Raw genomic sequence first — 24,934 nt, 5'->3', positions numbered from 1 at the left:
CCCAACCCTTCTGCGCGCAAGACTGCAATGAAACTCATGGCCCCCAGGGACGGGAGCTTCATTTCCTCAGCAGCCGGCGCCGACGCCGTAGCCCTGGACGACACAGACCGAACCAGGAGTATCCTGGAGCACGCTGCGGCGGATTGTATAGCGCTTGCCGTTCTCGCTCTTCGGGCCATTCTCGGTCTTCGGGATAGAGCCGGTGGTGATCGTGTCGAAATCCGCCGGCGCGCTGGCGAGCACGCTCTTCTTGGAAGAATCCGCCAGCATCGGCGTCAGGATAAGGGTCAGCGCCACTACGGCTGTACCGAAGAGAAGGGCAATATTGAGCGCCCCCGTCCTGCGTGAAGCAGACGAAGAAGCACGTTCCTTTTCGCGCACAGCTTTCCAGAAATCGTCGTCCATGACGTCAAGCCCTTAAATACACACACGCCAGTTGCTTGAGTGAGGCCGATCATTGCCAGAAGGTGCTAAATGATCGATTAATATCCACAGGCGAAATCGACGTTTCGCCTCAATAATCAGCAAAAGCTAAAGTAGATCCTGCAGTACCGGGATGAGCGGCTCGTCGGCCGGCGGCATCGGATAATCGCGCAGCGCCTGCGGGCGCACCCATTTGATTGCCTGGCCCTCACGGCCATGCGGAACGCCTTCGTAACGGCGGCAGACATAAAGCGGCATCAGCAGGTGGAACGTATCATAGCTGTGACTGGCGAAGGTCAGCGGCGCAAGACACGCCACCTTCGTCGAAATGCCGAGCTCTTCGTTCAGTTCACGCACCAGCGTTTCCTCCGGCGTCTCGCCGGGTTCGACCTTACCGCCGGGGAATTCCCACAGGCCGGCAAGAGACTTGCCTTCCGGCCTCTGTGCCAGAAGGATACGCCCGTCCGCATCGATCAGCGCACAGGCTGCGACCAGGAGCAGCTTCCTTCCGGCGTCGCTCATTCGCAGCGCTCCTGCCAATAGCAATAGTGATAGGCATCACGGAAGCCGAGACGTTCATAGAGAGCAATCGCCGGTGCGTTGGAGAGCTTCACCTGCAGCCAGGCGGTACGGGCGCTGCGCATCCGCGCCCAGCGCAGTGCCGAAGTCAGGATCTCGATGCCGAGCCCCTTGCGGCGATGGCTGTCAGCGACCGAAAGCGACATGATGCCCGCAAGATCGTTGTCCTGCACGCAAAGGACCGTTGCCAGCGAGCCCTGGACGGTATCCTCGATCATGAAAAGGCCGGATGGCGGCTTGATTGCCGAGATGATCTCGGCAAGCGCCGGTTTCAGAGAAAGCTGCGCCTGATCGACGGCGAGATTGGCATCAACGAACCGGCCAACATCGTGGGTCGGAAGATGATCGAGCGTATCGGGCAGATCGGCCTGCGAGAGATCGCAGACCATGACGGCCGTTTCATCGAAACGCTTCCATCCCTGCTCCCTAATCAAGTCGATCAGAACAGGCGAGGCAAGTGGAGTCTCACGCACGACGGCAGGACGGCCATAGGCCTCGAATTTGCGGCTTGCCTTCTCCAGCCTGATCTCGACATCGCGATGGTCGGAGGGATCGAGCGGCACAATGGAGTTCAGGCGGTTGGAGGGATGGCCCGCCGTCAGGCGAACCTGCCAGCTTCCGTCATATTGTACGGAAGCGGCCGGCCAGGCGCGAAAGCCCACGGCTTCCAGCCGCCGGACCAGCGGCAGGTTCTGCTTCGGAAGGGATGCCTGCATCAACGAACGATCAGCTCCGGTAGTCGCCATTGATCGCAACATATTCCTTGGTGAGGTCGCAGGTCCAGACCGTAGCCTTGCCGGAGCCGAGGCCAATATCAACTTTGACAGGAATATCCTGCTTCTTCATCACGGCGGAGGCCGCATCCTCGGAATAGGAGGGGTCGCGCTCACCGTTGACGGCAACGCGCACATCGCCGAACCAGATGGCGAGCCGGTCGCGATCGGCCATTTCACCGGCCTTGCCGACGGCCATGACAATACGGCCCCAGTTGGCGTCCTCGCCTGCAGCCGCCGTCTTGACCAGCGGCGAATTGGCGATGGAAAGGGCGATCGTCTTGGCAGCGGCATCGCTCTCGGCGCCGGTCACGGTGATTTCGAGCATCTTCGTGGCGCCCTCGCCGTCGCGGGCGACCTGGATCGCCAGATCCTTGAGGAGCTCGTTGAGGGCTGCGCGGAATGCACCGAGCTGCGGATCGCCCGCGCTCGTGATGCGAGCCTGTCCGTCGGCTGCTGCGGCACCTGTCGCAAACAGCATCAGCGTGTCCGAGGTCGAGGTGTCGCTGTCGACGGTCATGGAGTTGAAGCTCGGCTCGACACCGGCAGACAGCAAAGACTGCAGGGCGGAAGACGCGATATCGGCATCCGTGACGACGAAGGAAAGCATGGTCGCCATATCGGGCGCGATCATGCCAGCTCCCTTGGCGATGCCGTTGATCGTCACCTTCACACCGCCGATTTCGGCAGTGCGGGTCGCAACCTTCGGATAGGTGTCAGTGGTCATGATGGCCTTGGCGGCCTCGAACCAGAAATCGCCTGTCGCATCGGCGTGCATCTTGTCGAGCACACCGGCAAATTTGGTGGCGTCGAGCGGTTCACCGATGACGCCGGTCGACGCAAGAAAGATTTCATTTTCGCCGCAGCCGACGGCAGCGGCGGCCGACTTTGCGGTGAGCTCAGTCGCAGCGCGGCCCTTCAGGCCGGTGAAGGCATTGGCATTGCCGGAATTGACGACGACGGCGCGTGCCGTGCCATGCGGCAAGTTGGTCCGGCAGAAATCGACGGGCGCGGAGGGGCACTTCGATTTGGTGAAGACGCCTGCAACGGCAGCCGGCGCATCAAAGACCATCATCAGCACGTCCGTCCGGTTCTTGTACTTGATGCCGGCAGAAGCGGTCGCCATACGCACGCCGCGAAGCGCGGGCAGCGAGGCAAAGGTTTTCGGGGCAAGCGGAGAAACGGTAGCGGACATGAGATGCGACCTGCCAATGAGCATTTCCAGGCGAAATGGAAACCGGTCCGCCGTCCGGAAATGCGACAACAAACGATGTTCGAGCATGATGCCGAAAAGTGTGAGCGGTTTTCGGACGACGTCATGCTCTATTTTTTGATTTAGATCCGGATTCAGATTTTAGGCCGATCAGGCCCAAAATCATCCGGATCTAATGAAGGGCCCGGAAAAACCGGGCCCAGATGCTGATGATTACTGCTGCGGCGCGGGGGCCGGTGCCGGAGCAGCGCCCGGCTCAGGCTGCTTGTTCGCGTCTTCGTAACCCTTGCGGAGCGTTTCGTCCATGATCTCGACCTTGGAGGAAGCCTTGGCCTGGTTGAGGAGCGCAAGATACTTGTCGCGCATGACGAGCTGACGAACCTGGTCCTGCACCTGCTCGAATGCCGGCGGCGGAGCGTCGCGCTTATCCTCGACCTTGATGACGTGATAGCCGAAGTCGGTCTTCACAGGGGTCTTGGAATAGGTGCCCTTCTCAAGCGCGAAAGCGGCATCCTCGAATTCCTTGACCATGCGGCCACGGCTGAAATAGCCGAGGTCGCCGCCGTCATCCTTGTTCGGATCGGTGGACTTTTCCTTGGCGAGCTCGGCAAAGTCCTTGCCGGCGTCGAGCTGCTTGATAACGTCCTTGGCTTCGTCTTCGGTCTTGACGAGGATATGGCGGGCGTGAACTTCTTCCTGCTTCGGCAGGGCGGCGACTTCCTTGTCGTAGCGTGCCTTCACGTCGGCATCGGTTACGGTGTCAACGACATGCTTCTTGAAATAGGCGTTGTGAAGTTCACGGTCGGTCAGATACTGCATGCGCTTCTTGAAGTCGTCCGTCTGGTCGAGCTTCTCGGCGGTGGCATCGGCAGCAAGCAGCTTCACATCGATGGCGGCAGAGAGGGCGGCTACCTTCTTCTGGTCGTCAGGGAGCTGCGCAAGCTGCGGGTCGAGATTGGCCACAGCCAGATCGAGTTCCGACTGGTGGATTTCCAGATTGCCGACCTTGGCGACGACGGCATCATCGGCATAGGCCGGAGCCTGGAAGGCGACGAAGGCCGTAAACGCCAGCGCAGCAAGTTTGTTGGTGCTCAACATCAAATAACCCTTCACAATTATACCCGCCGGCTTCAGCTTTCGTGAATCCAGCCCGAAAACAGCCTTCAACACCGGAATGTGGCCTTTCTATATCAGCCAAATCCGTTGACATCATTTGCCCCCCCTCTTATCTGTCACGCAACCTCGCGTCCAGAACAGTTTCCGGGCGTTTTCAAGCGTGCGCCTGTTTTTCGGCTGGGTAGCGAATAAGAAACGTCGGGGAAGAATATTCAGAAAGGGCCAGTCATATGGTCAGCTTTGGCGGTATTGCCCGCAAGTTATTTGGCTCAGCCAACGATCGCCGCGTGCGATCCTTCCAGCCGAACGTCGCCGCAATCAACTCTATTGAGGAGAAGACCAAGGCGCTGACGGACGAGCAGCTTGCCGCAAAGACGGTGGAGTTCCGCGCGCTCCTTGCAGAAGGCAAGACGCTGGACGATATCCTGATCCCGGCCTTTGCGGTCGTGCGCGAAGCCTCCCGCCGCGTCCTCGGCATGCGACCTTTTGACGTACAGCTCGTCGGCGGCATGATCCTGCATTCCAACGCCATCGCCGAAATGAAGACCGGCGAAGGCAAGACGCTCGTCGCTACCCTGCCGGTCTATCTGAACGCGCTTGCCGGCAAGGGCGTGCATGTCGTCACCGTCAACGACTACCTCGCTCAGCGTGACGCGGCGAACATGGGCCGCCTCTACGGCTTCCTCGGCCTGACCACGGGCGTCATCGTCCACGGCCTTTCCGACGAGGAGCGCCGCGACGCCTATGCCTGCGACATCACGTACGCGACTAACAACGAACTCGGCTTCGATTATCTGCGCGATAATATGAAATACGAGACGAACCAGATGGTGCAGCGCGGCCATAACTTCGCGATCGTCGACGAAGTGGACTCGATCCTGGTCGATGAAGCGCGCACGCCGCTCATCATCTCCGGCCCGCTCGACGACCGCTCCGACCTCTACAACACCATCGACACCTACATTCCGCTGCTGACGCCGGAAGACTATGAGATCGATGAAAAGCAACGTTCGGCAAACTTCTCCGAAGTCGGCACCGAGAAGCTGGAAAACCTGCTGAAGCAGGCCGGCCTCCTGAAGGGCGCCTCGCTCTACGACATCGAGAATGTGGCGATCGTTCATCACATCAACAATGCGCTGAAGGCCCACAAGCTGTTCCAGCGCGACAAGGACTACATCGTCCGCAACGGCGAAATCGTCATCATCGACGAATTCACCGGCCGAATGATGCCGGGCCGCCGCTATTCGGAAGGCCAGCATCAGGCGCTGGAAGCCAAGGAAAAGGTGCAGATCCAGCCGGAAAATCAGACGCTGGCCTCGATCACCTTCCAGAACTACTTCCGCATGTACAACAAGCTTGCCGGCATGACCGGCACGGCCCAGACGGAAGCGGAAGAATTCGGCAACATCTACAATCTCGACGTTCTCGAGGTGCCGACCAACCTGCCAATCCTGCGTATCGACGAAGACGACGAGGTCTACCGGACCGTCGAGGAGAAGTACAAGGCGATCATCACCGAGATCCTGGACGCCCACAAGCGCGGCCAGCCGGTGCTCGTCGGTACAACCTCGATCGAGAAGTCGGAGTCTCTGGCAGAGCTGATGCGCAAGCAGGGCTTCTCCAACTTCCAGGTTCTAAACGCCCGCTATCACGAGCAGGAAGCCTATATCGTTTCCCAGGCTGGTGTGCCGGGCGCCGTGACGATCGCCACCAACATGGCCGGCCGCGGTACCGACATCCAGCTCGGCGGCAACCTTGACATGCGCATCGACCATGAGCTTGCCGAAGTCGAGCCAGGCCCGGAGCGCGACGCAAAGGTCGCGGCGATCCGCGAAGAAATCAGGGCGCTCAAGGAAAAGGCGCTTGCGGCAGGCGGTCTCTACGTCGTCGCCACCGAGCGCCATGAAAGCCGCCGCATCGACAACCAGCTGCGTGGCCGTTCCGGCCGTCAGGGTGACCCCGGCCGTTCCAAGTTCTACCTGTCGCTTCAGGACGACCTGATGCGCATCTTCGGCTCCGACCGCATGGACAGCATGCTGCAGAAGCTGGGTCTCAAGGAGGGCGAGGCGATCGTCCATCCCTGGATCAACAAGGCTCTGGAACGCGCGCAGAAGAAGGTCGAAGCTCGCAACTTCGACATCCGCAAGAACCTTCTGAAGTACGACGACGTTCTGAACGACCAGCGCAAAGTCATCTTCGAACAACGCGTCGAGATGATGGAAGCGCCGAACATTTCCGAGACCGTATCGGACATGCGTCGCGAAGTGGTCGACGATCTGGTCACGACCCACATTCCGGAACGCGCTTACGCCGAGCAGTGGGATGCCGTCGGCCTGAAGACGCAGGCCGCCAACATCCTCAACCTCGACCTTCCGATCGAGGACTGGGTGAAGGAAGAAGGCATTGGCGAAGACGATATCCGCGAACGCCTGACGGAAGCCACCAACGCCGCCTTCAACGAGAAGGTCGAGCGCTTCGGTCCCGATATCATGCACTATGTTGAGCGCCAGGTTGTCATGCAGACGCTCGATCATCTGTGGCGCGAGCACATCGTCAACCTCGACCATCTGCGTTCCGTCATCGGCTTCCGCGGTTACGCCCAGCGCGATCCGCTGCAGGAATACAAGTCGGAAGCCTTCGAGCTCTTCCAGGCGCTGCTCAACAACCTGCGTCAGGCCGTCACGGCACAGCTGATGCGCGTCGAGCTGGTGCAGCAGGCTCCGCCGCAGCCGGAACCGCCTGTCATGCAGGCCCATCACCTCGATCCGACGACCGGCGAGGATGAGTTTACAAATACGACCTATCAGGCGCTTGAAGTCACCGTCCCGCCGGAAAACCGCAACCCCAACGATCCATCGACCTGGGGTAAGGTCGGCCGTAACGAGGCCTGCCCCTGCGGCTCGGGCAAAAAATACAAGCACTGCCATGGTGCTTTCGAACAGGTCTGAGAATGGCGCCTTCGGGCGCCATTTTTCTTGGTATTTCCGCCCAATTATGGATCACAGTGGCAGGCAATGCCGCCTCGTTGGGCATACCGTTTCTTAACTCTGATCTGGCAAGACTTGCCGGTGCGAATGCCCTGCCCTTAGAGTTTTGCGTGTTAAAATGGCGGTCATAGAAACAGCGGAAAAAATGCTGCCCGCGGGGCTGCGGCCGATCGCCGGCCGCGTGCTGCGTATGCTCGCCGCCGTGCTGACCGAACGGGGCGACAAGGCAGCCGCACAGCGCATGGCGTTGATCGCCTTCTCGATCCGCATCCTGAGCGCGGCCCTCGCCTTCCTGTCGCAAATCGTGCTCGCCCGGCTGATGGGCGAATATGAATACGGCATCTTCGTCTTCGTGTGGGTGCTGGTCGTCCTCTGCGGTGATCTTTCCTGCCTCGGTTTCCACACCGCGATCGTCCGCTTCCTGCCGCAATATCGCGCCGCCGGCGCCTTCGCCGAAATCCGTGGCCTCACCGGCACCGCGCGCGTTTTCGCGCTGCTCTCGGGTACGACCGTTCTCATCGCCGGCATGTTCGGTCTGCATTTCTTCGGCGACAGAATCGAGAGCTATTATCTGGTGCCGATCTTCCTCGGCCTTATGGCCATGCCGATGATCGCGCTCGGCGATATCCTTGAAGGCACGTCACGGGCCAATCATTGGCCCGTCATGGCGCTCAGCCCGGTCTATATTGTCAGGCCGATCCTCATCATCCTTTTCATGCTGACTGCGATCTTCTTCGGCGCACCGCACACGGCAGTCACCGCCATGCAGGCGGCACTCGCGGCAACCTTCGTCACCGCACTCGGCCAATATGCCGCCACCCTCTATCGGATGCGCAAGCATTACGATGCCGGCCCCCGCAAGGTGGATTTCGTGGAATGGCTGGGTGTTGCCTTCCCGATCTTCCTGATCGAGGGCGTGAGCTTCCTGCTGACCAATTCCGATGTCGTGATCGTCGGCATCTTCCTGGAGCCGCATGACGTCGCGATCTATTTTGCAGCGGCCAAGACCATGGCTCTGGTGCATTTCATCAATTTCTCGGTGAAAGCTGCCTCCGGCCCGCGCTTCTCCTCGATTATCGCCGAAGGCAACCGGGCCGATCTCGCGGTTGCGGCTATCGATGCTGCCCGCTGGACCTTCTGGCCTGCTCTCGCCGTCGGTCTCGCGGTCCTGGCGGCCGGGCATCTGCTGCTGTCGCTTTTCGGCGGCGCATTCACGGCCGGTTATATGCTGATGGCGATCCTGCTGGCCGGTATCCTCACCAAGGCTCTGGTCGGTCCCGCCGAGACGCTCCTGATGATGGCAGGCAAGCAGAACCTCTGCGTCGCCCTTTATGCTGGAGCGCTCGCCGCCAATGTCGGCCTTAATATCCTGCTGATCCCGCACTACGGCATCGTCGGCACGGCGATCGCCACGGCCTCCGCAATGGCCGTGGAAGCGATCCTGCTGCATGTCTTCGTGCGCCGCGCACTCGGCTTTACGCTTTTCGCCTTCGCAACCCCTTCCGCCGCAACGCCAGAAATGAGAGCCCGATAGATGGTGCGTGTACCACCCATCACCGAGAGCACCGACAGCAACGCGAACCGCATGGTTCACGATCTTGCCGCTCTCAAGTTCGAAGCCCCGCAGGCTGAAGCACGGATCGAAATCGGCCGGCTGGGGCGCGAGCTCTGCCTTTACCCCGGTAAGCTGGGTTACGATCTGCAGGAAGAATTGGACTTCCTCTCCAACCGTGCGATGGAGCCGAACGTCTTCTTCAGCGGCCGTTTCCTGGCGCCTGCCATGCCGCGGCTGGAAGACCGGCAGGTCAATTTCGCGATCATCCGCGACGAGAACGAACATCGCAGCCGCATGCGCCTGCTCATGCCCTTCTCTGTCGACAAACCCGGTTTCGCCGTCGGCCCGTCGATCATCCGCGGCTGGGCAAACAGCTTCGGTCCGCTCGGTACCCCCTTGGTCGACGCCGAGGATGCGGCGGAGACGCTGGACAACCTCTTCGAAGGCCTGATCACGCCGGACCTCGGCCTGCCGGGCACACTGGTGCTGCCGGACGTCCGGCTGAACGGCATCTTCGTGCGCATGGCAAAGGCCGTTGCGCTCAGCCGCAATCTGCCGCTGACCGTCGCCAATCCCTATGAGCGGCCGATGCTGCAGAGTGATGACGATGCCATGGTTTATCTCGGCCGCACCGTATCTTCCTCTCACCAGCGCGAGATGCGCCGCCAGTGGCGGCTGCTCGAAGAGCTCGGCAATGTCGTCCACACCGTCGCCCGCCAGCCGCGCGAAATCCACATGCGTTTCGAGGAATTCCTGGCGCTGGAAGCCGGCGGCTGGAAGGGCAAGCGCCGCAGCGCGCTGGTGACCGACCGCTATCACACCGCCTTCGCCCGCGAGGCCGTCTCCAATCTGGCGGAAGTCGATGCCGTGCGCATCCACACGATCGACATTAACGGCAAGGCGATCGCCGCCGTGGTCGTGCTTATGATGGGCGGCGAGGCCTATACCTGGAAGACCGCCTATGACGAAAACTACTCCCGCTATTCGCCGGGCAAGCTGTTGATGAGCGAATTGACCGAATGGCATCTTGACGATGCCAATGTCGTGCGCTCGGATTCCTGCGCCGTCTCCGATCATCCGATCATGAGCCGCTTCTGGCAGGAACGCGAGGAGATGGGCACGTTGGTGATCGGCCTCACCCAGAACGGCGACCGCGACATGCGACAGGTCGCGGCCCAGCTTCACATGTACCGCAGTACCCGCAACATGGCGAAGATGCTCCGCGAGAAGATCATGTCGCTTGCCGGCCGGGGTTAGTTTTCAGCTTCCGCCGCAGCCTTTTCCCGTAACAGCCGGCGGATGACTTTGCCTGTGGTTGTCAGCGGCAGCGCATCGACGAATTCGACCTCGCGCGGATATTCGTGCATCGAAAGCCGGGTTTTCACCCAGTCCCGGATTTCCGCTGCCAGCTCCGCACTCGGGCTGTAGCCTGGCGCAAGCACGATATAGGCCTTGACGATCTCCGTACGCAGCGCATCTGGCTTGCCGACGGCAGCGGCAAGCTGCACGGCCGGATGGCCGACGAGACAGTCCTCGATCTCCGCCGGCCCTATGCGGTACCCGGACGAGGTGATGACGTCGTCGTCACGGCCGGCAAAGGTGACGTAGCCCTCCGCATCCTGCCGGCCGATATCGCCGGTCAGCATCCATCCCTTGGCGTACTTCCTGCTGGTCGCATCGGGGTCGTTCCAGTAGCCGAGGAACATCACCGGATCGGGACTGGCAATGGCGATCTGCCCCTGCTCGCCGACCAGCACTTCGTCGCCCTCGTCGCTGACAACAGCAACCCTGTGGCCGGGCGAAGCGCGCCCGATCGCACCAGCCTTCGTCACCCCGAAGGCAGCGCTCGAAGACAGCACGAAATTGCACTCCGTCTGCCCGTAAAATTCATTGACGGTAATGCCGAGCGTACGGCGCACCCACTCATAGGTTTCGCGCCCCAGGGATTCACCTGCCGAACCGATGGTGCGCAGGACGAGATCGTATTTCGAACGCGGCTCCTCGACGGATTTCAGGAGCCGGAGTGCCGTCGGCGGAATGAAGGCATTACGCACCTTCATTTCGGCCATGATGCGATAGGCCATGTCCGCATCGAATTTCTGTGCCGGCGAGGAAACAACAGGCACGCCGAGCAGCAGGCTCGGCAGCAGCGCATTGAGCAGCCCGCCGGCCCATGCCCAGTCAGACGGCGTCCAGACCTTGTCTCCGGCCCGCGGGAAACCCTCATGGGCAAACTGCATGCCGGGAATATGGCCGGCGAGAACACGGTGGCCATGCAGCGCGCCCTTCGGCGGCCCCGTGGTGCCCGACGTGAAGATCATCAGCGCTGGCTCGTCGGGGCCGGACTGCACAATTTCGAATGTGGAAGAATGGGCGGAAACCAGATCGGCAAAGCCGAGCGTGCTCGCGGAGGCCCCATCGACGCTGATGACATGTTTGACGTCAGGCAGTCGGTCGCGGATCTGGTTGATGCGTCCAAGCCCGAAACCATTGGTGACGACGGCTGTCGCACCTGCGGCCTTCAGCCGGTACTCCAGCGCCTCGACACCGAAAAGCAACGCGAGCGGCAGCGCGATTGCGCCCATCTTGTAAATAGCCACATGCGAAATGACCGTCTCGAAGGATTGCGGCAGGAGCAGCGCTACACGCTCTCCCCGGCCGATACCAAGTGCTGAAAGCGCATTGGCGAAGGATGAGGAGCGGGCGGCAAGCTCGCCATAGGTCAATGACAGATGGTGACTGTCGGGACTGAAATGTTCGAGGCAGACGCGATCAGGATCACGCGCGGCCCAATCGTCGCACACGGCGCGGCCGATATTGAAATCCTCTGATATCTGCCAGGAGAAATCGCGGTAGAGCGTGTCATATCGATCGCCGGGCGGCAGTTTCATGGGCATGATCCGGTAAAATGCTGCACCAGCTAACACCTCACCGACCGAATGCGCAAGCGGTGTAATCCGCAAGGATAAGACGACATTCGGCCCGCTCATCAGGTATTATTGCGCTAACTGCAAAACACATTCTCCGTCAGGCTCGCTGAGACTTCGGCGATTTCTGCGCTACATCATGTGCATGCGCCTGGGGAGTCGCTGAAAATCATCGCGGAGCACTTTCATGGAATATGTAAAACTCGGGAAGACCGGTCTCGAAATCTCGAAGATCTGCCTCGGCTGCATGACCTATGGCGATCCCAACCGCGGAAATCACGCCTGGAGCCTGCCGGAAGAGGAAAGCCGCGCGCTCCTCAAACAGGCGATCGATCTCGGCATCAATTTCCTCGACACGGCCAACACCTATTCTAATGGTTCCTCCGAGGAGATCGTCGGCCGCGCCATCAAGGATTTCGCCAAGCGCGAGGATATCGTACTCGCGACCAAGGTCTTCAACCGCATGCGGCCCGGGCCGAATGGCGCCGGCCTGTCGCGCAAGGCGATCTTCGACGAAATAGACAACAGCCTGCGCCGCCTCGGCACTGATTACGTCGACCTCTACCAGATCCACCGCTGGGACTATACGACACCGATCGAGGAAACGCTGGAAGCCCTTCATGACATCGTGAAATCAGGCAAGGCGCGTTATATCGGCGCTTCTTCCATGTATTCCTGGCAGTTCGCCAAGGCGCTCTACACCTCGCGCCTCAATGGCTGGACGGAATTCGTCAGCATGCAGGACCACGTAAACCTGCTCTACCGCGAGGAAGAACGTGAAATGCTGCCTTTCTGCGAGGACCAGAAGATCGCCGTCATTCCCTGGAGCCCGCTTGCCCGCGGTCGCCTGACCCGTGACTGGGATGAGAAGACCAACCGCAGCGAAACCGATGAATTCGGCAAGACGCTCTATAAGCAGGCCGAAGAGGCCGATCGCAAGATCGTCGAAAAGGTTGCCGAAATCGCCAGGGCCCATGGCGTTTCCCGCGCGCAGGTCGCCACCGCGTGGATCCTACAGAAGAGCGCAGTCACCGCCCCGATCATCGGCGCTTCCAAGGCGCAACACCTGACGGACGCCGTCGGCGCGCTGACTGTGAAACTCAGCGCCGATGATATCGCCGCACTCGAAGCACCCTACATCCCGCATAACGTCGCCGGCTTCAAATAAGCCGCCGCGTGATAGCCTCTCTCCGCCGATGTGGAGGAGGCTCATTCCTTTCCCGATATCCGGACTTCCAGGCGATTGCCCGCTGTGTGAGTTCGGCCGCGACCTATTGAAGCAGATCATGCCGCTCTGGCGTTGGGTGGCCGAAAACGTCGCCTCGTTCGAGGCCACGCGTGTGCGATCCAAGAAACCATCACGAGCCGGTCACAGTTGAGCCTTAGCGGTTTGCGGCAAACAGAGGACCGTCCGCATGACTATCGTTCCTTTCGAAGCCCCCCGCTTTCGTACCACTGCCGTCTACTACAACCGCTTCCGTGTCCCCTATCCGGACAGGCTGATCGAACGCGTCGCCGAACGCACCGGCCTGAAACCCGGCGATCGTGTGCTCGATCTCGGCTGCGGACCAGGACCGCTCGGCGTCGCCTTCGCACGCCTCGCTGGCGCTGATGTGATCGGGGTCGATCCCGAGCCGGAAATGCTGGATGCCGCGCGCGAAAATGCGGCCGAAGCCGCCGTGAACATGAGGCTCATCCAGGGCTCCTCTTACGATCTCAACCCGGATCTGGCCCCGCTGAAACTTGCTGTCCTGGGCCGCTCCTTCCATTGGATGGACCGCCCGGCGACGCTGGTAGCGCTCGACGAGCTCATCGCGCCGGGCGGAGCTGTCGTTCTCTTCTCCGACAGGCATATCGCAGCGACACCGGATTGGCGTGATGTGCTGCATCAGCTGTCGGAGACCTATTCGCCGGAAAAAAGCGCCGAGCGTAAACTACGCCGCGCGCCGGAATTCGGACCGCATGAGGCGGTCCTGCTGCGCTCCCCCTTCCGCAGCCTTGAACGTATCGGCATCGTCAACGAACGGGTAATCGGGACGGAGGATATCATCGGCCGCGCCTTTTCCATGTCCGTCACCTCTCCACAGGCGCTAGGCGACAAGACAGAGGAATTCGAGGCAGCTTTCCGCAGCGAGCTCGCCGCTTTGGCGCCGGACGGCACCTTCACCGAAATCGTCGAGGGCCATGCGATGATCGCCTTCCGAAACTAAGCAATTCCAGTAAAAGCGCGGAGCGGTTTTGCGTCCGGAATTGCGTGAATGCTTTGGGATTACTGCGCCGGGTCGAGCTTGCGGCGCATCGTGACCAGAAACTGCTCGGCGAGCGCCCGATCCTCGACCGCGCGGGCAAGAATGACGGCGCCCATCATCGATGAAAGCGTCGATGTCGCATTGGCGCGGCGCTCTTCCTCGGTCGCACCCGGCACCACCTCCTTCAGCACATCGACCAGCGCGGACAACCCCTCACTGAAGGTCGCACGAACCGCACCTTCGCTGCGGCTGACTTCCTGGATCAACGAGGCGAACACGCAGCTTCCGCCGGGATCATCAACCGTGCGCCAATGGATGTAGTGATCGAGCAGCGCCTGAAGCGGCTTGTCTGGTTCAGCGGCGATCAGCTCAAGCCAACGTTCTTCCACACGCTCGATCAGCTTGCGGCTGACCTCCAGAGCAAGGTCGTCCTTCGATTCGAAATGGCCGTAAAAACCGCCATGCGTAAGGCCTGCAGCCTTCATGATGTCGGCGACGCCGACGCCATCGAACCCATTCTCGCGGAAGAGCACGCTGGCCGCCGTCAGGATCTTCTCGCGGTTTTCTGCAAATTTCTCGCGGCTGACCCGCATTTTTCGTCTCCGGAAATGGTCGCTTGACAATTTATATGATGTCCATCATCAATACGCAACAAATATGATGGCCGTCATGTAAAGCGGCCTTCTATATGGTCCTCACGTCACAAACGGAATTTGCCCATGGTCTCTGCAGTCCTTGCATCATCCCTTGCCCGGCGAAACATTCACTATGGATGGGTGGTCGTTGGCGCCACCTTCCTGACCATGCTGGTAACCGCCGGCGCAATGGGCGCGCCGGGTGTCCTCATCAAGCCGCTGCAGGACGAATTCGGCTGGGAAACCTCGCAGATTTCCTCCGCCCTTGCCATCCGCCTGATCCTCTTCGGCCTGATGGGTCCGTTTGCGGCAGCCTTCATGAACTATTTCGGCGTCCGCAAGGTCATCGTCTTTGCGCTGGCCCTCATCGGCGCTGGCTTCGTTGGCTCGCTGTTCATGACCAAGCTTTGGCATCTGCTGGCGCTCTGGGGCATCGTCGTCGGCTTCGGAACCGGGCTGACGGCCATGGTGCTGGCAGCCACGATTTCCACACGCTGGTTCGTCAAGCATCGCGGCCTTGTCGTCGGCATGCTCTCGGCAAGTTCGGCAACCGGCCAGCTCGTTTTCCTGCCACTGATGGCGGAGCTGACCGAACGCTACGGCTGGCGTGCCACCGTCTTCTTCGTCTGCGCCATGATCATGGTCGCCGCTCTTCTCGTGCTGCTCTTCATGCGCGACCGCCCCTCGGACGTAAACCTGCCCTCGGTCGGCGAAACCCAGGTTGCGCCGGCCCCGGCCCGAGGCACGCTCGGCGCAGCGCTTGTAACGCCGATCACGGTTCTCAGGGACATTTCGACGACCTCGACCTTCTGGATCCTGTTTGCCACCTTCTTCATCTGCGGGCTCAGCACCAACGGCCTCATCCAGACGCATTTCGTCACACTCTGCGGCGACTTCGGCATCATGCCGGTCGCAGCCGCCAGCGTTCTCGCCGTCATGGGCATCTTCGATTTCTTCGGCACGATCGGCTCCGGCTGGCTCTCCGACCGCTTCGACAATCGCTGGCTGCTCTTCTGGTACTACGGCCTGCGTGGCCTCTCGCTGCTCTTCCTGCCTTTCAGCGATTTCAGCTTCTACGGCCTGTCCATCTTCGCCGTCTTCTATGGCCTGGACTGGATCGCCACCGTGCCGCCGACTGTCAAGATCGCCGCCGACCGCTTCGGCCGTGAAAAAGCCGGCCTCGTCTTCGGCTGGGTCTTTGCCGGTCATCAGCTTGGTGCTGCCACCGCGGCTTATGGCGCAGGCCTGTCGCGCACGGCCCTGGAAAGCTACCTGCCGGCCTTCTTCATTGCCGGCGCCTTCTGCCTGCTGGCCTCGGTCCTCGCGATCACACTGAAGAAATCCAGCCTCACTGCCCCAAGTGAGGCAGTCGCCCACTAAACCTCGATTTCCAAACGCCAAAACTTCGCCCGCCGTCTTGCACGCGCGGGCGAACGCATGTTAGACAGCCGCCTCGTATTTCGCTGCCCCATTGGCGGAATTGGTAGACGCGCTCGACTCAAAATCGAGTTTCGAAAGAAGTGCTGGTTCGACCCCGGCATGGGGCACCAAATATCTCTAAATAAATGGATTTTAAACTTCGCCCACGCCCCAGAGGGCGAGGGCATGAGCCTTGGCAGACGATGCCGAAGTTCCGGCGGAGTGGGATGCCGGCCCCTCAGCCTGCTGTTCAATCACACCGTCTGACCGTTTTTGTGACAGTGCCTTCATCTGTCTGACGGGTCACGCTGCGCGTGACGCAACGGTCACGGTCCCGATCGCGCCAGCGATCCCGTTCGCGCACCGCGCCGAACGTAATGCCGCGATCACTGATGGTAACGCCGGGCCGAGCCCGGTCACGGTCATAGTGGTCATAACCGTCATAGGCACGCTCGCGCATGACCGTCACGCTGTCTGCCATTGCAGGCGCTGCGGCCGAGCCCAGGGCAAGGACAGCGATTGCACAGTTGATGATGATCTTTCGCATCTCTCTTCTCCTTGTCGTCATGTATAGGCAACGACACGGGAGCTTAGTGGTTCGGCTCAAAAAGCCGGCCATTTAGGTCTAATCCATCCAAATCAACTCTTTAACTTTGCCGGTGCTTCATCCTAAAGTGCCGGCCGCGAGGCATTTTGAGAGGGCTGATGCATCAGGAAGCGGGATTGATTGCGACGGTAGCCATAAGCTTCGTCTTTGCGGCGGTTCTTGGCTATTGCGCCGACAGGCTGCGGCTGCCGCCACTGGTCGGCTATCTCTTCGCCGGCATTCTCATGGGACCGTTCACACCGGGCTTTGTGGCCGACACGGAGCTTGCGAGCCAGCTTGCCGAAATGGGCGTGATCCTGCTGATGTTCGGCGTCGGTCTGCACTTCTCCGCATCCGATCTTTTGGCCGTGCGCGGCATCGCCGTGCCGGGCGCGATTGGCCAGATCCTGTTTGCCACCCTGCTCGGCGTCGGCCTCGGCGAACTCTGGGGCTGGAGCCTCGGCGCCGGCATCGTCTTCGGCCTCAGCCTTTCGGTTGCCAGCACGGTCGTGCTCCTGAAAGCGCTGGAAGAGCGCAACCTCGTCAATACCGCCGGCGGGCGCGTAGCCGTCGGCTGGTTGATCGTCGAGGATCTCGCCATGGTACTGGCGCTTGTGCTGTTGCCGGCCCTCGCCGAACTTCTGGGCGGGCATGCGAGCGATGCCGCGCATGGCCTCGACCTGCCGCTTTGGATCACGATCGCCCTCACCTTGCTGAAGGTCGCAGCCTTTGCGGCAATGGCGATCTTCCTCGGGCCGCGCATCGTGCCCTGGCTTTTGACGCTGATTGCCCGCACCGGCTCGCGTGAACTCTTCACGCTCACCGTGCTCGCCATCGCGCTCGGCATTGCCTTCGGTTCGGCGGCAATCTTTGGCGTTTCCTTCGCACTCGGCGCCTTCTTCGCCGGCGTAGTCATGAGTGAATCCCATCTCAGCCATCGCGCCGCCGCCGATTCCCTGCCGCTGCAGAATGCCTTCTCAGTGCTGTTTTTCGTTTCCGTCGGCATGCTCTTCGATCCGTCGATCATTGTGCAGCATCCTCTAGCCGTGATCAGTGCTTTGGCACTGATCATCGTCGGCAAGGCAATCATCTCTTTCGGTATTGTCGTCCTGTTGCGCTATCCGATCGGCATGGGCCTGACCGCCGCCGGCGGCCTTGCCCAGATCGGCGAATTCTCCTTCATCCTTGCCGGCCTCGGCGTTTCGCTCGGGCTCCTGCCGCATGAAGGACAGGATCTTATCCTTGCCGCCGCAATCCTTTCCATCACGCTGAACCCGCTCGTCATCTTCGTGGCCGAGAAGCTGAACCGCAAGATCAGGGTGAAATGGCCGCGCCTACATGAAAGCTACGGCCGGAAAAACCAGGACGCCTTGGCGCGGGAATTGGAAAAGATCAGGGCGCTCGGCGAGGAGCGCGCGCGCCAGCATCATCTGCGGATCCAGCAGCTGGTCGAGACCTTCCCGCTTTTCTCCGAAGTTGGCGAGGATGCGCTTGAGGAACTGCTCTTGCTGTTCAACCCCAAACTCGCCTCGCCGGGTGAACGCGTCATCCGCCGTGGCGACCGCGGCGACAGCATGTATTTCATCTCCTCCGGCGCGGTGGAGGTGCGCTTGGCAAGCGGCGCGGTGCGGCTTGAGCCCGGCGCCTTCTTCGGCGAAATGGCGCTGCTGAGCGGCGGACGCCGCACGGCCGATGTCATCGCGGTCGATTTCTGCCAGTTCGAAGTGCTGGAGCGGCGTGACTTCAACATGTTCATGTCTCGCCACCCGAACCTTCGCGCCATCGTCAGCGAAATGGCGCAGAAGCGCACCGAAATGAACGTCATGCGCCAGCAGTGGGAAAAATCCATGGACCTGTCGTAAGCGGTCGGAGCGCAAACTCGATCACGCCGTCGCCGTTTCATCCAGCTTCGGCCAGTAAAGATCGGAACAAAAATCGGCCGGGATGGGATCGAGGCGGCAGATAGCATCTGCAGCGAAATCGATCTGCATGGCGAAATATTGGAACGCCGGTGGCATCGGCACGCCGGCTGCTTCCATAATGCGGGAACGGTGATAGCCGCTGGCGTTCAAACGACGAGCCGCCTCGCGCCTGATATCCTCGCGCTCCGGCCCCCGACCGCTCGCTTGCCTATCCCACTCCCCTGCGGAACTCAGCCCGCCCTCTATGACCCTGAATTTCATGACATGCCCGGATTCGTCGAACGACAACCCAGCCTGACGTAGTTTGGCGCTTTTGCCATCCCGCAAGATCTTGGGAGGGAATGCCGCATCAGATCACGAAAATTTTCAGCGCGAACGCCGCGAAGGCACAGCCCGAGCATTTACAGCGTCATGATCGCCCCCTAATGCTTTGTGCGTCGCAACAGAGAAAGGGAACGGATGCTCCGCAGACTTTACGACTGGACCATGTCTCTGGCCTCGAAGAAATCAGCCGAAGTCTGGCTCGCCGTCATCGCCTTCGTCGAAAGCTCCGTCTTTCTGGTTCCCGCTGATGTGCTCTTCCTGCCGATGGCGCTTGCCAAGCCCGAACGCTCCTATCGCTATGCACTCGTCGCCACTGTCGCATCGGTGCTGGGCGGCATCGCCGGCTGGGCGCTTGGCTATTTTGCCTACGAAACCGTGGCACGCCCGGTTCTGGAATTCTATGGAAAGCTCGATCAATTCGAGCAGATGAAATCCTACGTCACTTACGAGACGATCCTGCTGCTGCTCGTCACCTCGGGTCTCGCGCATCTGCCGCCGATCAAGATCGTCACGATTCTATCAGGCGTCATCCATGTCAGCCTGCCGCTCTTCATCGTTTCGGCGATCATCGCTCGAGGCGCGCGCTTCCTGTTCCTTGCCTGGCTGCTGCGGCGTTACGGCGAGCCGATCCGCCACTTCATCGAGAAGCGTCTCGGCCAGATCGTCGGCATCGGCGCCGCGGCCGTGATCGTGTTATATATCGCCTACCGATATTTTGCCCACTGAGCCAACTTTGCGGAGTGCCGACATGAATGCCACTGCTTCGCCACTTGCCCGTCGGGGCGTCGTCCTCCTGTTGCTCCTTGCCATCGCCATGGCAGCGGTTGTGGGCACGGCTCTCGGCTTCCAGTATATCGGCGGCTATATTCCCTGCGCGCTCTGCCTGCTGCAGCGCCAGCCCTATTATTATGGAATTCCGATCGCGATCGTCGGCGCCGTGGCCGCCCTCATCGGCTTGCCGAACTGGATGACGCGCGCCATCATTCTTGCCGTCGGCATCCTGATGCTCGTCGGCGCCGGCATGGGCGTCTATCACGCAGGCGTGGAATGGCACTTCTGGCCAGGCCCCGCCACCTGCTCGACCACCGCAAGCAGCATGACCACCAATGCCGGCGATCTGCTGGGCGAGCTGAACACGATCAAGGGCCCGTCCTGCACGGATGCAGCACTGCGCGTTCTCGGCCTGTCCTTTGCGGGCTGGAATGTGGTCGCAAGCCTGATCCTCGCGGCCTTCGCCTTCTGGAGCGTGAAGAAGACTGCTTAACCGCATAAAGCATGTGGCCAGAACTGCGCAGCTAACGACTGCGTAAACCCAGGACTTCGAACCAATGCATCACGGCTGCAGCTCGGTATCCCAGTAGAGGTAGTCGAGCCAGCTGTCATGCAGATAGTTCGGCGGGAAGAGCCGGCCGTTATTGTGCAGATCCTGCACGGTCGGCTGGTACGGCTTCTGCGCAGGGAACATGCTTGCCTGCTTCGGAAGCTTGCTGCCCTTGCGCAGATTGCAGGGCGAACAGGCCGCCACGACATTCTCCCAGGTCGTCTCGCCGCCATGAGCGCGCGGGATGACGTGGTCGAAGGTCAGATCGTCATGAGCGCCGCAATACTGGCACTCGAACCTGTCGCGCAAGAAGACGTTGAAGCGGGTGAAGGCGGGGTTGCGGGACGGCTGAACGTAAGTTTTTAGACACACGACACTCGGCAGCCGCATCGAGAAGCTCGGTGAGGAAACCTCATGCTCATATTCCGCGATAATGTTCACACGGTCGAGAAATACCGCCTTGATCGCGTCCTGCCAGGACCAGAGCGACAAGGGGTAATAACTCAGTGGCCGGTAGTCAGCGTTCAGGACGAGCGCTGGCAGGGCCTGTGGTGAGACTGCAATCGTCAAGGAGCCCTCCTGGATCGATTCGGCATCTGCACCTGTATATTAGGCCGGTTGTTACAGGATTGTGAAGTCCAATAAATTCAGGGGATAAAGGCAAATTGAGGGAGAGTGTCCGTTAGCCGATCGGCAGCACGTCGCGACGCATTTTTGCGGCGTAATAAGCCCAGAAAAGCCGGGCTGCGACCGAACGCCAGGGTGACCAGATTTCTGCAAGCCCTGTAAGTACTTTGGCTTGCGGGCGTTCAGCGAGACCGAATGCCGCAGCGACCGCCGCCTGAAGCGCCACGTCACCCGCCGGAAATACGTCGACATGGCCGCCGCAGAACATCAGATAGACCTCTGCCGTCCATGGCCCGATTCCCTTCTGAGCCGTCAGTTCTGCGAGCGCTTCGCCAGGCGGTTTCTGGACCAGGGTCTGCAGATTGATTCGTCCGGATGCGACCGCTTGCGCAATCCGCGTCAGCGTATCGGCCTTGGCGCGCGATAGCCCAAACTCGCGCCAGGCATCGGGATGAAGCAATATGTAGGATTCCGCACTTAGCAGTCCGCTCGCCGGCTGCATGCGCCGCCAGATCGCCTCGGCGCTGGCGCGCGATACCATCTGCGAAACGATGATATGAGCAAGGCCGGCAAAGCCCGGCTCGCGCAGCCTCAGCGGGACAGGGCCGGCCTCCCTGGCAATCGCCACGAGCCGTGGATCGAGAACAAGAAGAGCGGCGAGCCCCTCCTCAATATCCTTTTCGTTGCTGATGACCTGCACCTTGCCTCGCGATCGCTTCAAATCCGTGCCAGAAGAAAGCATGATCACGACTCCGCGTCAAAAGCCCGTCTTCCGTTTCGCGCCGAGCCCCAATGGGCCTTTGCATCTCGGTCACGCGCTGTCGGCTTTCCTGAACGACGACATGACCAAGGCCGCAGACGGCCGGCTGCTACTGCGTATCGAAGACATCGATCTGACGCGCTGCACACCCGAATTCGAGGCCGGCATCTACGCCGATCTCGAGTGGCTGGGCATTGAATGGGAACAGCCGGTCCGTCGCCAGCAGAAACATTTTTCCGAATACCAGGCAGCCCTTCATTCTCTGATCGAACGCGGACTGGTCTATCCCTCCTTCCTGACGCGCGGCGAGGTCAAAACACGCGTCGCTGCCTATGAGAGAATGGGTGAGCCCTGGCCGCGCGACCCGGATGGCACGCCGCACTATCCAGCCGACGACCGTGACCGCAGCGACGAAGAACGCGATGCGATGCTGGTCTCCGGTCTCAAACATGCATGGCGGCTCAACATGAACAGGGCACTGGATCTGATCGGCGAACCGCTGTTTTGGACGGAAACCGGCGATGAACGAAAGGGCGAAATCCTGGCCGAGCCCGCCGCTTGGGGCGACGTCGTTCTCTCACGCTCGGATGCCCCCTCCAGCTACCATCTCTCCGTCGTCATCGATGATGCGCTGCAGGGCGTGACCCATGTTGTGCGCGGCCTTGACCTCTTCCACGCCACCTCGGTGCACAGGCTGCTGCAGAACCTGCTCAACCTGCCGCAGCCCGTCTACCACCATCATCGCCTCGTCGTGGATACAGATGGCCGAAAGCTATCCAAGAGCGAGGGCGATACCGGCCTTGCGGAACTGCGTGCCACAGGGCTGTCAGTTGCCGATATTCGCCGTCTTGTCGGACTTTGAATCAGCGGCGTGGTCACGTCCGACCACCGAGAAGGTTCGCGAGAAATTGCGCAGCACTCGGAACTTCATGAGTGCCGCATTGATCTCCGCGCCGACGATGAAGATGACACCCACCATGTAGAGAAAGATCAGCACGATCATGACCGATGCCAGGCCGGCATAGGTAGCCGTGTAATTGGCGAAGGTCGCAAGATAATAGGCAAAGATCAGCGCGCCGACGAGCCAGAGCACCAAGGTCAGAAACACGCCCGGAACGACGTCGAAAACGCGACGCTTGCCGGCGGGCAACCAGAGATGGACGACAAGCAAGGCAATCGTCAGCATGACGAGCGTGCCATAAATGCGCCAGCTGAAAACAATTTCGAGTGTGTCGACGATAATGGGCAACCATTGACGGATCGTGACGGGAAGCCATTCGAGCGTGTCGTTATGCAGCAGCCAGTCGCGCGCATAATCAAGACCAACAGGAACTGCCACAAGCAGAATGCTGATGGCCGCAAAGATGATCACGGCGATGAGCACATAGCCAAGGCTCGCAAGGCGCGTAAGGTACCAGGGCCGCGTCTCTTGCACGCGATAGGCACGATTCAACGAGATTCTGAGCGCCTCGACACCGTTCGAGGCGAAATAGGCAGCTGCAAGCACAGAGATGGTCAGCAGCCCGCCGCGAGGGATCGTCAACACCTGCACGACCTGGTCGGCCAGCGGCTTGGCGATGGCTTCCGGCCATGTATCAAAGATCAGATGGATGGCCGTGGTGGAAAACTGGTCGGCACCAAGAAAATTGGCAAGCGCAGTGCCGAAGATCAGGAAGGGAAAGACCGCAAGCAGAGTGGAAAGCGCCACATGGCTTGCCATGGCAAAGCCGTCGTCCTCGATGAGATGGCAGATGGCATCGTAGACCACATCATAGAGCGTGCGCAGGAATTTCGGCATTCGGCTTCCCAATTGTATCCTTCCCGCGAATATGGGAAACGAGTCCCACTTTGTACAGGAATCATTGAATGGCCGATCAGCGCACCATCGTCGTAACCGGATGCTCTTCCGGCATCGGCGCCTATTGCGCGCGCGCCCTGAAAGCGGACGGCTGGCGTGTCTTCGCCACGGTACGCAAGGTGGCGGATCTGTCGTCGCTTGAAGCGGACGGCATCGAAGCCTTCCTGATGGACTACACACAGCCCGAGACGATTTCGGCACTGGTGGATGCGGTGGCCGAGCGCAGCGGAGGCAGGATCGATGCACTGTTCAACAATGGCGCCTATGGGCAGCCGGGAGCGGTGGAAGATCTGTCGACGCAGGCGCTGCGCGACCAGTTCGAGACCAATGTTTTTGGCTGGCACGAGCTGACCAGGCTGGTCATTCCCTTCATGCGCCGGCGCGGCCAGGGCCGCATCGTGCAATGTTCCTCGATTCTCGGCCTCCTGCCCTACCGCTATCGCGGCGCCTACACGGCGTCGAAATTCGCGCTCGAAGGCTTGAGCATCACCCTGCGCATGGAACTGCAGGGAAGCGGCATTCATGTGAGCCTGATTGAGCCGGGACCGATCACCAGCCGCTTTACGGCAAACGCGCTGGCAAAGATCAAAGAACATGTCGACCTGGAAAACTCGCCCCATGCGGTCGAATACCGCAGACAGCTTGCCCGCCTTGAAGGCTCAGGTCCGGTCAACCGCCACAAACTTGGCCCCGAGGCGGTCTATGCAGTATTGACGCGTGCATTGAACTCGAAAAATCCGAAGCCACATTATCCCGTAACGATTCCGGCTAAACAGGGCATATTGTTGAAGAGGCTGCTTCCGGCCAATCTCTTCTACCGCCTGATGCGCTGGACGGACTGAAGAAGAGAAGAGACTGCCATGTCCACGGTCACCTATGTCATCGCGATCATCGTCATGGGCCTCGTCGCTCTTGTGTTGATCCGCGGCCTGTTCAACATGATGAAAGGTGGCGATGCGAACCTTTCCAACAAGCTGATGCAGCTGCGCGTGCTGCTGCAGGCGATCGCCGTCGTCCTGATCATGCTGACGCTCTGGCTGACCGGCGGCGGACGCCCGAGCTGATCTGCGAGCCGCCGATGGTAAAGCTCAACAAGATCTACACCAGAACCGGCGATGACGGCACGACCGCGCTGGTCTCCGGTCCACGCCGCGCCAAGCACGACCTGCGCGTCGAGGCCTACGGAACCATCGACGAAACCAATTCGGCCATCGGCGTCGCAAGGCTGCATACGGCAGACCTGGCCGAACTCGACGCCATGCTGGCGCTGATCCAGAACGACCTCTTCGATCTCGGCGCCGATCTCGCCACGCCTGAAACCGCTGAGCCGCCGGCTTACGAGCCGCTGCGCATCGTCGAAAGCCAGGTCACACGGCTGGAGCAGGATATCGACGGGCTGAACGCCGACCTGCAGCCGCTGAAATCCTTCGTTTTGCCCGGCGGCAGCGCTGCGGCCGCCCATCTGCACCTCGCCCGTACGATCGCACGCCGCGCCGAACGGCTGATGGTGGCGCTTGCCCGAAGCGACGGAGAAATCGTCAGCGCCGCAGCACTTCAATACGTCAACCGCCTCTCCGATTTCCTGTTCGTAGCCGCTCGTCATGCAAATAATGGTGGCAAGGCAGATGTGCTTTGGGTTCCCGGAAAAAACAGGTAGGTT

25 protein-coding genes and 1 tRNA gene are annotated in these 24,934 nt (G+C 60.6%); 14 read left to right on the top strand and 12 right to left on the bottom strand.

Features of this window, described 5'->3' with window-relative positions:
• Nucleotides 1-66: 66 nt before the first annotated feature.
• The 5 genes from AC1DTN_RS17175 to AC1DTN_RS17155 form a co-directional block, all read right to left on the bottom strand.
• Complete coding sequence (locus tag AC1DTN_RS17175; RefSeq protein ID WP_007825505.1) at nt 67-405, bottom strand: hypothetical protein; 339 nt, start codon at nt 403-405, stop codon at nt 67-69.
• 126 nt (nt 406-531) lie between these two features.
• A complete protein-coding gene (mutT, locus tag AC1DTN_RS17170; protein ID WP_439016700.1) occupies nt 532-945 on the bottom strand; it encodes an 8-oxo-dGTP diphosphatase MutT in 414 nt (137 codons plus the stop codon).
• Nucleotides 942-1,748 carry a GNAT family N-acetyltransferase gene (locus AC1DTN_RS17165; protein ID WP_439016701.1) on the bottom strand — a complete coding sequence of 269 codons (807 nt, stop codon included), beginning with the start codon at nt 1,746-1,748 and terminating at the stop codon, nt 942-944. Before AC1DTN_RS17165 ends, mutT begins: the two co-directional genes overlap by 4 nt.
• On the bottom strand, nt 1,729-2,970 hold the full coding sequence (gene argJ, locus AC1DTN_RS17160) for a bifunctional glutamate N-acetyltransferase/amino-acid acetyltransferase ArgJ (RefSeq protein WP_113319665.1): 1,242 nt from the start codon (nt 2,968-2,970) through the stop codon (nt 1,729-1,731). The genes AC1DTN_RS17165 and argJ overlap by 20 nt, the downstream gene beginning before the upstream one ends.
• A gap of 231 nt (nt 2,971-3,201) precedes the next feature.
• Entirely contained in the window at nt 3,202-4,086 is an 885-nt protein-coding gene (locus AC1DTN_RS17155) for a peptidylprolyl isomerase (protein WP_113319666.1), read from the bottom strand.
• Between the two features lie 248 nt (nt 4,087-4,334).
• On the opposite strand from AC1DTN_RS17155, the gene secA reads away from it, so the two are divergent.
• The 3 genes from secA to AC1DTN_RS17140 all read left to right on the top strand — a co-directional run bounded on the left by secA (nt 4,335) and on the right by AC1DTN_RS17140 (nt 9,903).
• A complete protein-coding gene (secA, locus tag AC1DTN_RS17150; protein ID WP_113319667.1) occupies nt 4,335-7,052 on the top strand; it encodes a preprotein translocase subunit SecA in 2,718 nt (905 codons plus the stop codon).
• A 157-nt stretch (nt 7,053-7,209) separates the two neighbouring features.
• Nucleotides 7,210-8,625, top strand: coding sequence for an oligosaccharide flippase family protein (locus AC1DTN_RS17145; protein WP_442205953.1), 1,416 nt, complete (start codon nt 7,210-7,212; stop codon nt 8,623-8,625).
• Nucleotides 8,626-9,903, top strand: coding sequence for a GNAT family N-acetyltransferase (locus AC1DTN_RS17140; protein WP_439016703.1), 1,278 nt, complete (start codon nt 8,626-8,628; stop codon nt 9,901-9,903).
• Here the strand turns inward: AC1DTN_RS17140 and AC1DTN_RS17135 are convergent.
• A complete protein-coding gene (locus AC1DTN_RS17135) occupies nt 9,900-11,537 on the bottom strand; it encodes an AMP-binding protein (RefSeq protein ID WP_113319670.1) in 1,638 nt (545 codons plus the stop codon). The two genes, AC1DTN_RS17140 and AC1DTN_RS17135, sit on opposite strands and share 4 nt — an antisense overlap.
• Nucleotides 11,538-11,760: 223 nt before the next feature.
• Between AC1DTN_RS17135 and AC1DTN_RS17130 the strand changes: the two genes are divergently transcribed.
• Both AC1DTN_RS17130 and AC1DTN_RS17125 read left to right on the top strand, forming a co-directional pair.
• A complete protein-coding gene (locus AC1DTN_RS17130; RefSeq protein ID WP_439016705.1) occupies nt 11,761-12,741 on the top strand; it encodes an aldo/keto reductase in 981 nt (326 codons plus the stop codon).
• 247 nt (nt 12,742-12,988) lie between these two features.
• Nucleotides 12,989-13,783 (top strand): class I SAM-dependent methyltransferase, encoded by a 795-nt coding sequence (locus AC1DTN_RS17125; protein WP_113319672.1) that lies wholly within the window; start codon nt 12,989-12,991, stop codon nt 13,781-13,783.
• 59 nt (nt 13,784-13,842) lie between these two features.
• On the opposite strand, the gene AC1DTN_RS17120 is transcribed toward AC1DTN_RS17125, so the two are convergent.
• Entirely contained in the window at nt 13,843-14,415 is a 573-nt protein-coding gene (locus AC1DTN_RS17120) for a TetR/AcrR family transcriptional regulator (protein WP_439016707.1), read from the bottom strand.
• Between the two features lie 126 nt (nt 14,416-14,541).
• On the opposite strand from AC1DTN_RS17120, the gene AC1DTN_RS17115 reads away from it, so the two are divergent.
• Together AC1DTN_RS17115 and AC1DTN_RS17110 are read left to right on the top strand one after the other, a co-directional pair.
• The gene (locus AC1DTN_RS17115; RefSeq protein WP_439016708.1) at nt 14,542-15,837 is read left to right on the top strand and encodes an MFS transporter; all 1,296 of its coding nucleotides are present in this window, start codon (nt 14,542-14,544) and stop codon (nt 15,835-15,837) included.
• A gap of 85 nt (nt 15,838-15,922) precedes the next feature.
• A tRNA-Leu gene (locus tag AC1DTN_RS17110) sits at nt 15,923-16,007 on the top strand.
• 119 nt (nt 16,008-16,126) lie between these two features.
• Here the strand turns inward: AC1DTN_RS17110 and AC1DTN_RS17105 are convergent.
• Nucleotides 16,127-16,423, bottom strand: coding sequence for a hypothetical protein (locus AC1DTN_RS17105; RefSeq protein WP_113183916.1), 297 nt, complete (start codon nt 16,421-16,423; stop codon nt 16,127-16,129).
• Nucleotides 16,424-16,581: 158 nt separating this feature from the next.
• Here AC1DTN_RS17105 and AC1DTN_RS17100 point away from each other — a divergent pair, with 158 nt between their 5' ends.
• Nucleotides 16,582-18,324 carry a cation:proton antiporter domain-containing protein gene (locus AC1DTN_RS17100; protein WP_310384815.1) on the top strand — a complete coding sequence of 581 codons (1,743 nt, stop codon included), beginning with the start codon at nt 16,582-16,584 and terminating at the stop codon, nt 18,322-18,324.
• A 21-nt stretch (nt 18,325-18,345) separates the two neighbouring features.
• Here the strand turns inward: AC1DTN_RS17100 and AC1DTN_RS17095 are convergent, their stop codons facing one another.
• A complete protein-coding gene (locus AC1DTN_RS17095; protein ID WP_477921878.1) occupies nt 18,346-18,645 on the bottom strand; it encodes a hypothetical protein in 300 nt (99 codons plus the stop codon).
• A 198-nt stretch (nt 18,646-18,843) separates the two neighbouring features.
• Between AC1DTN_RS17095 and AC1DTN_RS17090 the strand changes: the two genes are divergently transcribed.
• Together AC1DTN_RS17090 and AC1DTN_RS17085 are read left to right on the top strand one after the other, a co-directional pair.
• Nucleotides 18,844-19,434: a YqaA family protein gene (locus tag AC1DTN_RS17090; RefSeq protein WP_477921877.1), complete on the top strand. Its 591-nt coding sequence runs from the start codon at nt 18,844-18,846 to the stop codon at nt 19,432-19,434.
• 22 nt (nt 19,435-19,456) lie between these two features.
• Nucleotides 19,457-19,972 (top strand): disulfide bond formation protein B, encoded by a 516-nt coding sequence (locus AC1DTN_RS17085; RefSeq protein ID WP_310384821.1) that lies wholly within the window; start codon nt 19,457-19,459, stop codon nt 19,970-19,972.
• A gap of 69 nt (nt 19,973-20,041) precedes the next feature.
• Here the strand turns inward: AC1DTN_RS17085 and AC1DTN_RS17080 are convergent, their stop codons facing one another.
• Together AC1DTN_RS17080 and AC1DTN_RS17075 are read right to left on the bottom strand one after the other, a co-directional pair.
• Nucleotides 20,042-20,599, bottom strand: a complete 558-nt coding sequence (locus tag AC1DTN_RS17080) for an HNH endonuclease (RefSeq protein ID WP_007825539.1) — start codon at nt 20,597-20,599, stop codon at nt 20,042-20,044.
• A 112-nt stretch (nt 20,600-20,711) separates the two neighbouring features.
• Nucleotides 20,712-21,398: a DNA-3-methyladenine glycosylase family protein gene (locus tag AC1DTN_RS17075; RefSeq protein ID WP_477921876.1), complete on the bottom strand. Its 687-nt coding sequence runs from the start codon at nt 21,396-21,398 to the stop codon at nt 20,712-20,714.
• On the opposite strand from AC1DTN_RS17075, the gene gluQRS reads away from it, so the two are divergent.
• Nucleotides 21,397-22,278: a tRNA glutamyl-Q(34) synthetase GluQRS gene (gluQRS, locus tag AC1DTN_RS17070; protein ID WP_477921874.1), complete on the top strand. Its 882-nt coding sequence runs from the start codon at nt 21,397-21,399 to the stop codon at nt 22,276-22,278. The genes AC1DTN_RS17075 and gluQRS overlap by 2 nt on opposite strands.
• Here the strand turns inward: gluQRS and AC1DTN_RS17065 are convergent.
• Nucleotides 22,243-23,214 (bottom strand): YihY/virulence factor BrkB family protein, encoded by a 972-nt coding sequence (locus AC1DTN_RS17065; protein WP_477921873.1) that lies wholly within the window; start codon nt 23,212-23,214, stop codon nt 22,243-22,245. The genes gluQRS and AC1DTN_RS17065 overlap by 36 nt on opposite strands.
• 68 nt (nt 23,215-23,282) lie before the next feature.
• Here AC1DTN_RS17065 and AC1DTN_RS17060 point away from each other — a divergent pair, with 68 nt between their 5' ends.
• The 3 genes from AC1DTN_RS17060 to AC1DTN_RS17050 are packed head-to-tail and all read left to right on the top strand — an operon-like array spanning nt 23,283 to nt 24,931.
• The gene (locus AC1DTN_RS17060; protein WP_310384829.1) at nt 23,283-24,116 is read left to right on the top strand and encodes an SDR family oxidoreductase; all 834 of its coding nucleotides are present in this window, start codon (nt 23,283-23,285) and stop codon (nt 24,114-24,116) included.
• An 18-nt stretch (nt 24,117-24,134) separates the two neighbouring features.
• Entirely contained in the window at nt 24,135-24,338 is a 204-nt protein-coding gene (locus AC1DTN_RS17055) for a twin transmembrane helix small protein (RefSeq protein ID WP_112571731.1), read from the top strand.
• A gap of 14 nt (nt 24,339-24,352) precedes the next feature.
• Nucleotides 24,353-24,931 (top strand): cob(I)yrinic acid a,c-diamide adenosyltransferase, encoded by a 579-nt coding sequence (locus tag AC1DTN_RS17050; RefSeq protein WP_477921872.1) that lies wholly within the window; start codon nt 24,353-24,355, stop codon nt 24,929-24,931.
• The last annotated feature ends 3 nt before the right edge of the window (nt 24,932-24,934 follow it).

This window comes from Rhizobium sp. 01T444 (assembly GCF_056398305.1).
Note: the sequence above shows the minus strand (reverse complement) of the source record. Positions and strands in the feature narration are given on the sequence as shown.

Bases quoted from the DNA above. Each gene is read 5' to 3' on its own strand.
- AC1DTN_RS17175 (WP_007825505.1), bottom strand. From the start codon at position 405: ATGGACGACGATTTCTGGAAAGCTGTGCGCGAAAAGGAACGTGCTTCT.
- mutT (WP_439016700.1), bottom strand. From the start codon at position 945: ATGAGCGACGCCGGAAGGAAGCTGCTCCTGGTCGCAGCCTGTGCGCTG.
- AC1DTN_RS17165 (WP_439016701.1), bottom strand. From the start codon at position 1,748: ATGGCGACTACCGGAGCTGATCGTTCGTTGATGCAGGCATCCCTTCCG.
- argJ (WP_113319665.1), bottom strand. From the start codon at position 2,970: ATGTCCGCTACCGTTTCTCCGCTTGCCCCGAAAACCTTTGCCTCGCTG.
- AC1DTN_RS17155 (WP_113319666.1), bottom strand. From the start codon at position 4,086: ATGTTGAGCACCAACAAACTTGCTGCGCTGGCGTTTACGGCCTTCGTC.
- secA (WP_113319667.1), top strand. From the start codon at position 4,335: ATGGTCAGCTTTGGCGGTATTGCCCGCAAGTTATTTGGCTCAGCCAAC.
- AC1DTN_RS17145 (WP_442205953.1), top strand. From the start codon at position 7,210: ATGGCGGTCATAGAAACAGCGGAAAAAATGCTGCCCGCGGGGCTGCGG.
- AC1DTN_RS17140 (WP_439016703.1), top strand. From the start codon at position 8,626: ATGGTGCGTGTACCACCCATCACCGAGAGCACCGACAGCAACGCGAAC.
- AC1DTN_RS17135 (WP_113319670.1), bottom strand. From the start codon at position 11,537: ATGAAACTGCCGCCCGGCGATCGATATGACACGCTCTACCGCGATTTC.
- AC1DTN_RS17130 (WP_439016705.1), top strand. From the start codon at position 11,761: ATGGAATATGTAAAACTCGGGAAGACCGGTCTCGAAATCTCGAAGATC.
- AC1DTN_RS17125 (WP_113319672.1), top strand. From the start codon at position 12,989: ATGACTATCGTTCCTTTCGAAGCCCCCCGCTTTCGTACCACTGCCGTC.
- AC1DTN_RS17120 (WP_439016707.1), bottom strand. From the start codon at position 14,415: ATGCGGGTCAGCCGCGAGAAATTTGCAGAAAACCGCGAGAAGATCCTG.
- AC1DTN_RS17115 (WP_439016708.1), top strand. From the start codon at position 14,542: ATGGTCTCTGCAGTCCTTGCATCATCCCTTGCCCGGCGAAACATTCAC.
- AC1DTN_RS17105 (WP_113183916.1), bottom strand. From the start codon at position 16,423: ATGCGAAAGATCATCATCAACTGTGCAATCGCTGTCCTTGCCCTGGGC.
- AC1DTN_RS17100 (WP_310384815.1), top strand. From the start codon at position 16,582: ATGCATCAGGAAGCGGGATTGATTGCGACGGTAGCCATAAGCTTCGTC.
- AC1DTN_RS17095 (WP_477921878.1), bottom strand. From the start codon at position 18,645: ATGAAATTCAGGGTCATAGAGGGCGGGCTGAGTTCCGCAGGGGAGTGG.
- AC1DTN_RS17090 (WP_477921877.1), top strand. From the start codon at position 18,844: ATGCTCCGCAGACTTTACGACTGGACCATGTCTCTGGCCTCGAAGAAA.
- AC1DTN_RS17085 (WP_310384821.1), top strand. From the start codon at position 19,457: ATGAATGCCACTGCTTCGCCACTTGCCCGTCGGGGCGTCGTCCTCCTG.
- gluQRS (WP_477921874.1), top strand. From the start codon at position 21,397: ATGATCACGACTCCGCGTCAAAAGCCCGTCTTCCGTTTCGCGCCGAGC.
- AC1DTN_RS17075 (WP_477921876.1), bottom strand. From the start codon at position 21,398: ATGCTTTCTTCTGGCACGGATTTGAAGCGATCGCGAGGCAAGGTGCAG.
- AC1DTN_RS17065 (WP_477921873.1), bottom strand. From the start codon at position 23,214: ATGCCGAAATTCCTGCGCACGCTCTATGATGTGGTCTACGATGCCATC.
- AC1DTN_RS17060 (WP_310384829.1), top strand. From the start codon at position 23,283: ATGGCCGATCAGCGCACCATCGTCGTAACCGGATGCTCTTCCGGCATC.
- AC1DTN_RS17055 (WP_112571731.1), top strand. From the start codon at position 24,135: ATGTCCACGGTCACCTATGTCATCGCGATCATCGTCATGGGCCTCGTC.
- AC1DTN_RS17050 (WP_477921872.1), top strand. From the start codon at position 24,353: ATGGTAAAGCTCAACAAGATCTACACCAGAACCGGCGATGACGGCACG.